This window comes from Anabaena azotica SJ-1, from assembly GCF_047275885.1.
Classification (GTDB): Bacteria; Cyanobacteriota; Cyanobacteriia; order Cyanobacteriales; family Nostocaceae; genus Trichormus_B; species Trichormus_B azotica_A.
The window spans coordinates 2,352,519-2,364,275 of the sequence record NZ_CP178454.1; the positions used below are offsets into that span (position 1 = coordinate 2,352,519).

At 40.0% G+C, this 11,757-nt stretch carries 12 protein-coding genes; 4 read left to right on the forward strand and 8 right to left on the reverse strand.

From position 1 onward, the window contains the following. Positions 1 to 35 precede the first annotated feature (35 nt). The 3 genes from trpS to ACLLO5_RS10360 all read right to left on the reverse strand — a co-directional run bounded on the left by trpS (position 36) and on the right by ACLLO5_RS10360 (position 1,900). On the reverse strand, positions 36 to 1,043 hold the full coding sequence (trpS, locus tag ACLLO5_RS10350) for a tryptophan--tRNA ligase (protein WP_413175355.1): 1,008 nt from the start codon (positions 1,041 to 1,043) through the stop codon (positions 36 to 38). Positions 1,044 to 1,209: 166 nt separating this feature from the next. Beyond that, complete coding sequence (locus tag ACLLO5_RS10355) at positions 1,210 to 1,617, reverse strand: helix-turn-helix domain-containing protein (protein WP_413175356.1); 408 nt, start codon at positions 1,615 to 1,617, stop codon at positions 1,210 to 1,212. Next, complete coding sequence (locus tag ACLLO5_RS10360; protein ID WP_413175357.1) at positions 1,592 to 1,900, reverse strand: type II toxin-antitoxin system HigB family toxin; 309 nt, start codon at positions 1,898 to 1,900, stop codon at positions 1,592 to 1,594. The genes ACLLO5_RS10355 and ACLLO5_RS10360 overlap by 26 nt, the downstream gene beginning before the upstream one ends. A 238-nt stretch (positions 1,901 to 2,138) precedes the next feature. On the opposite strand from ACLLO5_RS10360, the gene ACLLO5_RS10365 reads away from it, so the two are divergent. Together ACLLO5_RS10365 and ACLLO5_RS10370 are read left to right on the forward strand one after the other, a co-directional pair. Next, positions 2,139 to 3,716, forward strand: coding sequence for a B12-binding domain-containing radical SAM protein (locus ACLLO5_RS10365; RefSeq protein ID WP_413175358.1), 1,578 nt, complete (start codon positions 2,139 to 2,141; stop codon positions 3,714 to 3,716). A 165-nt stretch (positions 3,717 to 3,881) separates the two neighbouring features. Further along, a complete protein-coding gene (locus ACLLO5_RS10370) occupies positions 3,882 to 4,325 on the forward strand; it encodes an SRPBCC family protein (protein WP_413175359.1) in 444 nt (147 codons plus the stop codon). A 50-nt stretch (positions 4,326 to 4,375) separates the two neighbouring features. On the opposite strand, the gene ACLLO5_RS10375 is transcribed toward ACLLO5_RS10370, so the two are convergent. The 3 genes from ACLLO5_RS10375 to ACLLO5_RS10385 all read right to left on the reverse strand — a co-directional run bounded on the left by ACLLO5_RS10375 (position 4,376) and on the right by ACLLO5_RS10385 (position 6,851). Beyond that, positions 4,376 to 5,191, reverse strand: a complete 816-nt coding sequence (locus ACLLO5_RS10375) for a SirB1 family protein (protein ID WP_413175360.1) — start codon at positions 5,189 to 5,191, stop codon at positions 4,376 to 4,378. A 511-nt stretch (positions 5,192 to 5,702) separates the two neighbouring features. Beyond that, the gene (locus tag ACLLO5_RS10380; protein ID WP_413175361.1) at positions 5,703 to 6,635 is read right to left on the reverse strand and encodes a hypothetical protein; all 933 of its coding nucleotides are present in this window, start codon (positions 6,633 to 6,635) and stop codon (positions 5,703 to 5,705) included. A gap of 15 nt (positions 6,636 to 6,650) precedes the next feature. After that, positions 6,651 to 6,851 (reverse strand): hypothetical protein, encoded by a 201-nt coding sequence (locus ACLLO5_RS10385; protein WP_413175362.1) that lies wholly within the window; start codon positions 6,849 to 6,851, stop codon positions 6,651 to 6,653. A 62-nt stretch (positions 6,852 to 6,913) separates the two neighbouring features. Here ACLLO5_RS10385 and atpD point away from each other — a divergent pair, with 62 nt between their 5' ends. Together atpD and atpC are read left to right on the forward strand one after the other, a co-directional pair. After that, a complete protein-coding gene (gene atpD, locus ACLLO5_RS10390) occupies positions 6,914 to 8,362 on the forward strand; it encodes a F0F1 ATP synthase subunit beta (RefSeq protein ID WP_413175363.1) in 1,449 nt (482 codons plus the stop codon). A gap of 150 nt (positions 8,363 to 8,512) precedes the next feature. Continuing rightward, positions 8,513 to 8,926: an ATP synthase F1 subunit epsilon gene (gene atpC, locus ACLLO5_RS10395; RefSeq protein WP_413175364.1), complete on the forward strand. Its 414-nt coding sequence runs from the start codon at positions 8,513 to 8,515 to the stop codon at positions 8,924 to 8,926. 72 nt (positions 8,927 to 8,998) lie between these two features. Here atpC and ACLLO5_RS10400 read toward each other — a convergent pair whose 3' ends face one another. Both ACLLO5_RS10400 and ACLLO5_RS10405 read right to left on the reverse strand, forming a co-directional pair. Beyond that, positions 8,999 to 10,312, reverse strand: coding sequence for a TldD/PmbA family protein (locus ACLLO5_RS10400; RefSeq protein ID WP_413175365.1), 1,314 nt, complete (start codon positions 10,310 to 10,312; stop codon positions 8,999 to 9,001). 166 nt (positions 10,313 to 10,478) lie between these two features. Continuing rightward, positions 10,479 to 11,339: a Tab2/Atab2 family RNA-binding protein gene (locus ACLLO5_RS10405; RefSeq protein ID WP_413175366.1), complete on the reverse strand. Its 861-nt coding sequence runs from the start codon at positions 11,337 to 11,339 to the stop codon at positions 10,479 to 10,481. Between the last annotated feature and the right edge of the window lie 418 nt (positions 11,340 to 11,757).

The following is an 11,757-nucleotide window of genomic DNA, read 5'->3' on the forward strand; positions in this document are numbered from 1 at the left end:
AAGGGTAAAACAAATTACACCTTCAAGAGTAAACCTTAGAGGGGGACGGTATAGCCTAAAGCAGCTTTCACATCTGTTAAAGTAGAGCGAGCGATCGCTTCTGCTTTTTCCCGACCATCTCTTAACACTGACTCTAAATAACCTTTATCTGCCATTACCTCCTGATATTTGTCTTGAATCGGTTTTAAAGCATTAATCGCTGTTTCTGTCAATAAAGGTTTAAACTGTCCCCAACCCATATCTGCACATTCAGCCGCTACCGCTTCCTTAGTCTTCCCAGACAGCAGCATATACAGAGTTAACAAGTTATGACATTCTGGACGGTCTACATCATCAAAACTTAAACCCCGCACCAAATCAGTTTTACATTTTTTAATCTTTTTCGTAATTTGATCAGGTGAATCTAAAACATTGATTCGGCTTAACTCCGACGGGTCAGACTTAGACATTTTCCGTGTTCCATCGGTCAAACTCATTACCCTTGCGCCTTCCTTTCTAATCAAAGGATCGGGTAACTTTAATACAGGCTGATCCTTCGCAAATTGATGATTAAACCTGTTCACAATATCCCGCGCTAGTTCCAAATGTTGCTTTTGGTCTTCACCTACCGGCACTTTATCGGCTTGATACAGCAGAATATCCGCAGCCATCAACACCGGATAAGTCAACAACCCAGCACTGACATTTTCACCTTGTTTAACGGCTTTTTCCTTAAATTGAATCATGTCTTGCAGCCAATTTAAGGGAGTGATGCAGTTTAGCAACCAACAGAGTTCACTGTGTGCAGAAACGTGAGATTGCACAAAAATGTGAGAGTGTTGTAAATCAATGCCACAAGCTAAATATAAAGCAGCGATGGTGTAAGTATCAGCCGCTAAGGTGGCGGGGTTATGTGGTACTGTAATGGCGTGTAAATCTACCACACAAAAGAAATTTTCATACTGGTCTTGAATTTCTACCCAGTTGCGAATAGCACCTAAGTAGTTACCCAAGTGTAAGTTACCAGTTGGTTGAACTCCCGACAGAACGCGCTGCTTACCCATAATTATTTCTTAGCTATCTCCTCTTCCCCGCTTTCTTAGGTGGCGGTTACAAAACCTATTTTAGTAGTGATTAGTCATTAGGGAGTGATCAGATCCCCGACTTCTTTTGCTATCTTGTCAATAAATAGTAAATTGATCTGAGAGGTCGGGGATCTAGGTATCATTATTATTCAACGAAATAACTAGGATCTATTTTAAAGAATACAGCTAAATCTTGAATTTGTTTTTCTGTTAATTGCTGATTACCATTGAGAACGTCTAAAACTATTGACTCACTTTCTAAAATAGCAACTAAATCTTTTGGTTGTAGTTCTGATTCTTCTAACAATGCTTGAAGAAGTGCAACACCTTTGAGAGTTGGCATTTTTTCATATTGCTGTTCATAATCATAAACAAGAGTACCAAGAACCCTCAGATAATCCCGATCATCTTGTGTAATATTTCCTTGATCCAAAATAGAATTAATTTGATTTTGGGTGGCAATTAATTCTTGTTCATTGGTAATGGGACGTGGGGGAAATGTAGTAATTAATTTTATATAATAGTTGCTAGGACTTTTTAAACCACTCGTCATTTTTCCAGTTCTCCTGATCATATTCAGCGTGAGTGAGTACAGCGCGTATAAATAATAGTTGAGAGTCGTAATCTATATAAGTTATAAGTCGATAATGATTACCTTTGATATTAAAAACAGTCAAGTTACCAACTAAGTCTGCTGATGGAAATATTTTCCTCATATCATTAAAATTTTCCAATTGAGCATCCGATATGCGCTGATACCATAGTAAAAGCCCGGATTCTGATTGGGAGTGCTTTTTCCAAAATTCCCTAAGTATTCTTTTGCTAATAATACGCATTCAGGTCAAAAAATATTATAGCTATTTTCAGGTAAATTTACCACATATTTTGTCTCATGATCTAGACGCAGATATTTTTTGCTGAACTGTATTTTCTCTATACTTAATCCATTTTTTTCGTGATAATTAAGCTTAAGGAAAACTGTACCTCTAGATGGATAAAAACTAACTGACTCAGCTTGTATAGTTCAAGACTAAATGGGTTTTGACAAGAAAGCAAATCAAGGGGATGTGCTAAATGAGAGCTTTATTACTCTGGCCAATCATGCCTAATTCTTTCTGGTCTTATCAAGAAACCCTTGATTTGGCTGGGTTACGTGCTACAAATCCCCCATTGGGTTTAATCACGGTAGCAGCGATGTTACCGAGTGATTGGGAGATAAGATTGTGCGATCGCAATGTCCGTCTAGAAACAGATGCAGATTGGCAATGGTGTGATATTATCATCGTCTCTGCAATGATTATCCAAAAACAAGATTTTGGTGCATTAATTCAAAAAGGCAAAAGGTTAGGTAAAAAAGTCGCAGTCGGTGGGCCTTTTGCCACATCTGTACCAGAATTTGTCTTGGAAGCAGGAGCAGATTATTTAATTTTAGATGAAGGGGAAATCACTATTCCCATGTTTTTAGCAGCTTTAGAAAAGGGAGAAGAAAAGGGTATTTTCCGCGCTATAGAAAAACCAGATGTCACCCAAACGCCTTTACCAAGATTTGATTTATTAGATTTAAATGCCTATATAGCAATGACCGTCCAGTTTTCACGGGGTTGTCCATTCCAATGTGAATTCTGTGATATTATCACCCTGTTTGGACGCAAACCCCGCACGAAAACACCAGAACAAATATTAGCAGAATTAGAAGTATTATATCAGATGGGTTGGTGGCGTTATGTATTTATTGTTGATGATAACTTTATCGGCAATAAACGCAATGCCAAGGTTTTTTTAAGAGAATTAATTCCCTGGATGGAAAAACGTAATTATCCCTTTGCTTTAATTACAGAAGCTTCTTTAAATCTTGCAGAAGATGATGAATTATTAGAATTGATGGTAAAAGCTGGTTTTGTTCAGGTATTCATGGGAATTGAAACTCCTGATGTAGAAAGTTTAGTAGGAGCAAATAAAGAACAAAATACCCGTAATTCATTAGTGGAATCCTGCCACAAGATTACTAAAGCCGGATTACAAATTATGTCTGGTTTTATCTTAGGCTTTGATAATGAAAAACCAGGTGCAGGTAAACGTATTCAAGAATTTGTAGAAGAAACAAATATTCCTCAAGCTCATCTTAACTTACTGCAAGCATTACCAAATACAGCCATGTGGACTCGTTTGCAAAAAGAAGGAAGATTAATGGATGGGTTGGGTGAATTTGTTGGTTCTCAAAAATCTTTAATTAATTTTGTTCCTACTCGTCCCATGACAGAAATAGCGGACGAGTTTATTGAAACTTTTTGGAATTTATATGAACCCATGCCATACCTCAAACGTACTTTTCGCCATTTTATGATGATGGAAGGTTGGCGGGCTAAATATCAACGCACTTTAACAAAAGCCGAATGGGATTTTTTAAAAGCTATTTGTTGGCGACAGGGAATATTACGTTCTACAAGATTTCATTTTTGGTGGCAATTAATAGTTATGGTACGGCGTAAACCAAATTTATTATATGACTATTTAATTGCTTTGGGTGTAGGTGAACATTTTTTCAATTTTCGTCATGAAGTCAAAGCAGAGATAGAAGCAGAATTAGCATTATTACAGCGGCAAGAATTGGATAAAAAATTAGCAGAGTTGCAATTAGAAACTGTGAGTTGATAGCAGTGAGATAATATTCTGAAGTAGCGCATTTTATAACCCCTAAAAAAAGATACCCGGATTCTTAAAGAAGTCGGGTATTTGAATATTGAGTAAATTTTGTATTCATGAATGATTTAGGATTGCTATAGTAGATAAACTTAGCAATAGCATCACGACGAAAAAATGTCCCAGGTTCTAGAACAATCAATCAAGATTTTGGCCGCTGCTACGGTAGTGGAAAGCTGTTTTACAGATTTAACCCTGATGCATCGTTGGCTTAACCCTGTTCTGCGTTGCGAACCTGTGGGAAAAGTGTGGAGTACAGATATTGGCAGTCGCAGCAGGTTTATAATTCAAATTCCGGTGATTAAACCCACTTTAAACACTGTAGTGATAGAAAGAGAACCGGGTTTGGTAGTATGGGGATTTAAGGGATTCTTTCAGGGTAGCGATCGCTGGGAATGTCAACCACTACCAAAAGGTACACTTCTCGTCAACCGCTTTGAATTTGAAATTCCTAATCCTGTCGTCAGTTGGGGTTTTAATACCTTTGCCGCATCTTGGACAAAAGCAGATATGCAAGCTCAACTGCGTCGTCTTAAACGCATTGCAGAAAGTTTTGAATAATAGGGAACAGGGAACAGGTGACAGGTGACAGTAAAGAGACTAATAACTGATTAATTCAACTTGTCTAATAATTGACGAATTACATCCGCATCCTCAGCATCCGGTATTTTAACTAGATAAGTTTGTAAATCTTCCATAGCTTGAGAAAACATCCCCAGTTGGTAAGATAGTAAACCTCTGTCTCTTAATTCCAAACTTGTCCCTGGAAACAACAGCAAAATCCTTTCTACCGTTCCCAGACTCCTTTCTAAATCCTGCTTTTTCAGGTAAATATACTTCAAATTCGTCAATATCCGCGCCAAAAATTGCCGATGACTAACTTTTGCTAAAAATTGTGGTTGTAGAGTTACCGATTGCTGATAAATTTGCGACAGCCTTTCCTGACAATCTTGTGCAAACATGACCTCACCACCATTGAAGGCATCAACAAAAATCTCTATATCCTCTATATCTGGACGGATGAGAAAATGTCCTGGCATTCCTATTCCCACCATTGGAAAATCCAACCGTCGTGACACTTCCATATAAACTAGTGCCAAGGTAATGGGAATACCCGTTCTACGTTCAATTACATCATTAAAAAAGCTGTTACGCGGATCATAATAATCTATTTTATTACCACTAAAACCCAATTCCGCGTATAAATACTGATTAATACTTTGAATCATCCGCATCGGATAGCGTGTGGAAGGGAGACGTTCTTGTAACTCAAAAGCCATCGTATCAAGGGCATTTAAGTATTCTTCCGGGTCAAGGTCGGGATATTCTTCCTGGGCAATATATAAAGCTGCCCTGGCCAAGTTGATAGACTCGTCAGGTTGTTCGATTTCTTGGTAAAAATATTGTCGTGCTGACGAGAAGTTCATAAGCAGTGAGAATGAAGCGACATATTCTTATTTTAAGGTAATTAAGGAAGTTTGGAGCTATCGGATCTCAAAATCGTATTTTTACCAAATTTCTCATTACTTGATATTGTATGATTAGTGTGAACTGACTAAAGAAATCTAGACATGGCCTTTTTGTCAGAATCAGGATGTCCAGGATTAAAGGATGAACAGGATGAAAATAGCGATTTTCTCACCAATTACCAATTACCAATTACCAATTATTAGCTTCAACTTATTAGCTTCAACTATAGCAATCCTAAATGATACGTGAGATTTCAAGAAGCATCAAATGCTTATAAAATAAGGATTTTTATCTACATATTTTCTCATGTTTAGGTTAGGACTGCTATAGATAAATATAGCGGTATGCAGTTGAATGAGATACAAATTGAAACTTAAAAATCATACAGGATAAGGCTTTCCCTCCTGCCCTCTGCCTCCTGCCTCCTGCCTCCTGACTCCTGCTGTATTCATTTTGATTTTGCAAAATTCACGCAAATCTAGCTAATAATTCTTCACGGGACAATTGTAAAAGTAAAGGAGTAAATTCTTCTCTACTCATCGCAATCAGAGGGTTAATAATTGTAGCTAACTGTGGATCAACTTCCCCAAAACGCACTTGTAAAATACTTTCAATCATAGCCTGTCTTTCTCTTTCTATTCCTTCTTGTCGTCCTTCTTGTCGTCCTTCTTGTCGTTCTTGTTTTTTAATTTCTTCCAATTGTTGTTGATACATTTCCGATAATTTCATAATTAACTCCTGATCATCATTATCAATATCTTGTTCTTGACGCTGACGAGCCGATAACACAGCAATTAGGTTATGTACTAATTCTATGATATCCGCAAGAAACGGACTATTATTTGCTAGTGCTTCTAATTCTTCTACTGCTTGTCTTTGTACTTTTCCTCTCCCTAAAATCCGCAAAAACAGCGTTTCGGGTGTGCTGGGTAACTGGTGAATAACAACAAGTACGGTTTTAAATCCTTTTGGTAGAAAATAAATCCCTTGTCCCCAGTTTTCTTCATCTAGAATCCCATTAAAGCTTTCTAAAATGTCTACGGATGCTGTAGGGGTAAAAATCCACAACTGGGGTAATTCGGTTTCGTTGATTCGCGTATCATTGCGTTTAGCTTGACGTTCTAGTTCTGCATGAGTGTCAAATAATTTACCTATACAACTGCGAATTTCACTTTTGCTGACTGGGTTACGGAATGGCTCAAATATGGTGTAACTTTTTGCCATTTTCCCTAGTAATCCTAGTGCTTCTAGGCTTTGTGTGGGTTGGGGTGAAGGTATAAATAATACGTCAATTTGTCTGACTTCAGCGGTAATATCTTTGCTGGTTTCTACTTGCCCGTAAGGTGTTAATAGTTCTGTTAGATACTGTTTGGCAAATTGATCATGTATAAAACGAGTCATGTAAATTGATTTTGACTAATACAAAAATATTAATTTAACATTTTTACAGATCATGGCGATCGCAGAACACCCGCCCGAAGCGATAAGCGAAGCCGCATCTTTGCAGCCCAGATGACCGACTTCTTCAAGAAGTTGGGGATCTACTTTTGGATCTAGTTTTAATAATGAATTTAAGGCAAAGGTGGGATCGTTAAGTGCTAACCTAAAAGATGACATTGCTTGATCTCAGGTCTTTGACGACCGATTCTCAAACATAGCTTCAATCATTTAGGCGCAGCATGGTCACCACCGCAGAAAAAACAAACATAGGTTACATTACCCAAATCATCGGTCCGGTTGTAGACGTTAAGTTCCCCGGCGGTAAATTACCCCAAATCTACAACGCTTTGACCATCAAAGGCACTAACGAAGCTGGACAAAACATCAGCTTAACCGTTGAAGTACAGCAATTGCTAGGCGATAACCAAGTTAGAGCCGTGGCGATGAGTACCACTGACGGACTAGTACGTGGTTTGGAAGCCGTTGATACTGGCGCTCCCATCAGCGTACCCGTAGGTAAAGCTACTCTGGGTAGAATTTTCAACGTTTTGGGCGATCCTGTAGATAACCAAGGCCCCGTAAACGCTGAAGCAACTCTACCCATCCACCGCGATGCTCCTAAATTCACAGAACTGGAAACAAAACCTTCTGTGTTTGAAACCGGGATTAAAGTTGTTGACTTGCTGACTCCCTACCGACGCGGCGGTAAAATTGGTCTGTTCGGCGGTGCTGGTGTTGGTAAGACCGTGATCATGATGGAATTGATCAACAACATCGCTACCCAACATGGTGGTGTGTCTGTATTCGCGGGTGTGGGTGAACGTACTCGTGAAGGTAATGACCTCTACAATGAAATGATTGAATCTGGGGTTATCAACAAAGATAATCTCAATGAATCTAAGATTGCTCTAGTTTACGGTCAAATGAACGAGCCACCCGGAGCTAGAATGCGGGTTGGTTTGTCTGGTTTGACAATGGCTGAGTATTTCCGTGATGTGAACAAGCAAGACGTATTGCTGTTTGTTGACAACATCTTCCGGTTTGTACAAGCTGGTTCTGAAGTATCTGCGCTATTGGGACGGATGCCTTCTGCGGTAGGATATCAGCCTACTCTGGGTACAGACGTTGGTGCATTGCAAGAACGGATTACTTCTACCACCGAAGGTTCTATTACTTCTATTCAAGCTGTATATGTACCTGCGGATGACTTGACTGACCCCGCACCAGCAACTACCTTTGCTCACTTGGATGGTACAACAGTATTGTCTCGTGGTTTGGCAGCTAAGGGTATCTATCCAGCGGTTGATCCTCTGGGTTCTACTTCCACCATGCTACAGCCCAACATTGTTGGTGATGAACACTACAATACTGCACGGGCTGTACAATCAACTCTACAACGTTACAAAGAACTACAAGACATCATCGCCATTCTGGGTTTAGATGAATTGTCTGAAGAAGACCGTCTGATTGTGGCACGGGCGCGGAAAGTAGAGCGTTTCTTGTCTCAGCCCTTCTTCGTAGCGGAAGTATTTACTGGTTCTCCTGGTAAGTATGTGAAGTTGGAAGACACCATCAAAGGTTTCCAGAAGATTCTCTCCGGTGAGTTGGATGCTTTACCAGAGCAAGCTTTCTACTTGGTAGGCGATATTAACGAAGCGATCGCAAAAGCTGAAAAGCTAAAAGGCTAATAGAGGGAACAGGGAACAGGGAACAGGGAACAGTAAAGAGGTATTAGAGAACAGGAAACAGTAAATACTTTCACCTATAGTCTTTCATCTGTCACCTGTCACCTGTCACCTGTCACCTTGTCACCTGATTACTAAGTAGAAACAAAGAATATGACACTAACCGTTCGTGTAATTTCCCCAGATAAAACTGTGTGGGATGCTCAAGCTGATGAAGTAATTCTACCCAGCACAACTGGTCAGTTGGGTATCCTGACTGGACACGCACCAATGTTATCTGCCTTAGATACAGGTGTAATGCGTGTTCGTGCTAGCAAAAATTCCAATTGGCAAGCGATCGCACTTCTAGGTGGTTTTGCTGAAGTTGAAGAAGATGAAGTTACCATTCTTGTTAATGGTGCGGAACGTGGCGATGCTATTAATTTAGAAGAAGCCCGTCAAGCTTACAACGAATCACAAACCAAATTGAACCAAGTTGCCGCAGGAGATAGACAAGCTCAAATCCAAGCAAATCAAGCCTTTAAACGCGCCCGCGCCCGTTTTCAAGCTGCTGGTGGTATGGTTTAGAACCTGTATTGGTAACTTAATCATTTGATATTGCATGGTGGGTTTAACCATCATGCAAATTTTTATGCTTTTTTAACTATTTTTTCCAGTAGTAGAAAGTCCTTCAATTATTAATGAAGGAGTATAACAAGCACCATTCCAATCTGCATCTCCACCCAGTTTGACTATTTGTTTAAGGGCTGTGTAAACATTACCGGCAACCATTGTGTCTTTAACTCTGCCGATTATTTGCCCTTTTTTGACCCGATACCCCAAATCAATATTGATGGAAAAGTCACCAGAAATTCCGCCACTTTCTCCTAATATTTGATCCACGATTAAACCATCATCCATATCTTGAATTAATTCTTGTAAGGATGCGGTACCAGGTTGGATGAGGAAGTTAAATAAACCAGGGGTGGGATAACTACCCAAACCGGGGCGAAAACCATTTCCGGTGCTACCAATTCCTAATTGTCGTCCGGTGGTGCGATCGCTATAAAAATTCCGTAAAATCCCGTTTTCGACAAATATCAAAGATTTTGTAGAATTGCCTTCATCATCAAAAGGACAACTATAAGGCCCAGCTTCCGGATCTTGGTAAAGAGTGAGAGTGGGTACAACAATGGGTGTACCTAACCTTTCTGCCCAAGGAGAAGCTTTTTCTAAGACTTGCTTACCATTTAAAGCAGCTTGTACAGTTCCCCACAGCATATCTGCCGCTTTGGAAGTGAATAAAATCGGAAGACGACCGCTAGGAGTGTAAACGTTTTCTTGCGCCCAATTTAATCGCTGTAAAATTTGATGAGCGACTTTATCGGGATTGAGTTCACCACGTTGAGTTTGTCCATCAGCAACACTTAAAAAGTCATCACCTCTAACCCATTCTGCGGACATATAGCAACTGAGAGTAGTATCACTATAGTGACAATCTAAACCCTTACTGTTGATTAACCTAGTATTTTCAACATCACATTCCCAATCGCTGTTACAGAGAACATCAGGATAGATATCACGAATCAGAGCGATCGCTTCTTTACCCCAGTTAATCAACATCTCCACTGGTACAGCTTCCCCCAAATCTGGGTAACATTCCAGAGATTTACTGACTAATTCGACTGGTTCAGGTTGATTTAATTGACTCAAATCAAGCGATCGCTCTACCATCACCTGGGGATCTACAGAACCATAAGCCACAGTTAGTCCGGGACGACCGTTTCTCCATAGCCGCAGTGCAGTACCTTCAGATTGACTAGTTTCTAGTTGTTTCAGGCGGTTAGCCTCAAAAAACACTGGACGAGAAAGCGATCGGGACTGATACACTTCCGCAGCCTCAGCGCCAGATTTTAAGGCAAGTTCTAGCAGCTCTTCCGCTAGTGTATCTTGTGACAAATTTGCAGAACCCATTTTCCTTGATGAATTGTGGATTTTGGATTGTAAAGCCTAGACAGACGCTGACCATTATCCCATCAGCGTGCCTCAACAGTTATAACTTTCGGGGTAATTGGTAATTGAGAAAAATCATCTCCTTATCTCCCCCTGTTCCCTGTTCCCTGTTCCCTGTTCCCTGTTCTTACAGATTCACCTCTTGTAACAGCCAAAAACCAGAAAAAGATTGAGCTTGAGGATCAGACTGAACACCGATAAAATGTACTCCATTAGCTTTTTGCTTCGTTTCTTCAAAGCCTTGAGCCTCTTTGAGAAGTTGGGGAGCGCGGATATTTGCTAAAACCCAGCTTTCTGTTGCACCAGTTTCTAAAATCAATCTGTCACCTTGACTAGAATCAAATCGCAAATAAGCCATTTCTAAACCAGACATCCATCCAGCAATAGGTAAAGCCCTGGGTGAAAAAATCAAAATCCCAGGAATGCGAGTTTCTGGTGATAATTGCGCCAATTCTAGGGGAAAAGCTTCACCAAAGCCAATTTCCCAATCTGGCATATCCACAAAATCCTTAGCTTCTAAAGTCACAAATGCCCATTGTTTACCTTCCAAAGCATCTGGTAAACGCTGCGGTAAAGGTTTATCTAAACGGACTGAAGGATTAGCCCCCCCTTGATATCCTGGTTCTTGAGGATAAACCTCCTCCATACGTTGCTGTAGCCATTGGTTGAGAACCAAAGTCCGCCGGCTAGGTAAAGCCGGAATACCCGCATCCTGACAGGCTTTGGTAATCATATTATTCATTTGGCGACGGAAAAAGCGTATTTTAATTGGCGCTTCCCCTGCTTTATTTATCGCTTCCTGCAAGGCTGTCCGCAACCAAACCGAATTTACTTGGGTACTAGGGCAATATTGAGCATAGCGAAACAAAGAATCAGTTTTCGTGCGGACATCCACAGGACTTTCACACACTAAGATTTCCCAAACTTTTTTTTGATTTGCGTCCAAAATCGGACGGGAGTAAAAATCGAGTTCCCAAATACTGCCCATGTTATGCGGTGAAATCTGGCGAGTTGATGTTTTGTTATGTTTTTACTCTACCAGTTCACTGCTTATCTGTTTAAACAGTCCTTTAACTTTTGAATTGTTTACATAGTTGAGCAATACGGTCTTTTAATCTTGCTGTAGGTATTTGAACAAAGTTTTGATTATTTTTAGCACCTAAATCAATACGATCCTTTTGACCTCAGCAAACCCTAAATATGGTTCATGAGGCTGAATAGTCTGTATTTCTTGAATATAGTGAGCGGCCATATCTTGAATGCAAGTATGAGGAGAACTTTTTCCATCTCATCCCTGTGCTTGTAAATTATAAACTGGTTGATCAATTCACCTTGGCAATGCTGACTCCTGAATACTTTGTTGATAACTAGGGTTTGCTGAGAAAGTCTTTTCGTGGAGGCAGGCA

Excerpts from the sequence above, each read along its gene's own strand:
- trpS (WP_413175355.1), bottom strand. The coding sequence starts at position 1,043 with ATGGGTAAGCAGCGCGTTCTGTCGGGAGTTCAACCAACTGGTAACTTA.
- ACLLO5_RS10355 (WP_413175356.1), bottom strand. The coding sequence starts at position 1,617 with ATGACGAGTGGTTTAAAAAGTCCTAGCAACTATTATATAAAATTAATT.
- ACLLO5_RS10360 (WP_413175357.1), bottom strand. The coding sequence starts at position 1,900 with ATGCGTATTATTAGCAAAAGAATACTTAGGGAATTTTGGAAAAAGCAC.
- ACLLO5_RS10365 (WP_413175358.1), top strand. The coding sequence starts at position 2,139 with ATGAGAGCTTTATTACTCTGGCCAATCATGCCTAATTCTTTCTGGTCT.
- ACLLO5_RS10370 (WP_413175359.1), top strand. The coding sequence starts at position 3,882 with ATGTCCCAGGTTCTAGAACAATCAATCAAGATTTTGGCCGCTGCTACG.
- ACLLO5_RS10375 (WP_413175360.1), bottom strand. The coding sequence starts at position 5,191 with ATGAACTTCTCGTCAGCACGACAATATTTTTACCAAGAAATCGAACAA.
- ACLLO5_RS10380 (WP_413175361.1), bottom strand. The coding sequence starts at position 6,635 with ATGACTCGTTTTATACATGATCAATTTGCCAAACAGTATCTAACAGAA.
- ACLLO5_RS10385 (WP_413175362.1), bottom strand. The coding sequence starts at position 6,851 with ATGTCATCTTTTAGGTTAGCACTTAACGATCCCACCTTTGCCTTAAAT.
- atpD (WP_413175363.1), top strand. The coding sequence starts at position 6,914 with ATGGTCACCACCGCAGAAAAAACAAACATAGGTTACATTACCCAAATC.
- atpC (WP_413175364.1), top strand. The coding sequence starts at position 8,513 with ATGACACTAACCGTTCGTGTAATTTCCCCAGATAAAACTGTGTGGGAT.
- ACLLO5_RS10400 (WP_413175365.1), bottom strand. The coding sequence starts at position 10,312 with ATGGGTTCTGCAAATTTGTCACAAGATACACTAGCGGAAGAGCTGCTA.
- ACLLO5_RS10405 (WP_413175366.1), bottom strand. The coding sequence starts at position 11,339 with ATGGGCAGTATTTGGGAACTCGATTTTTACTCCCGTCCGATTTTGGAC.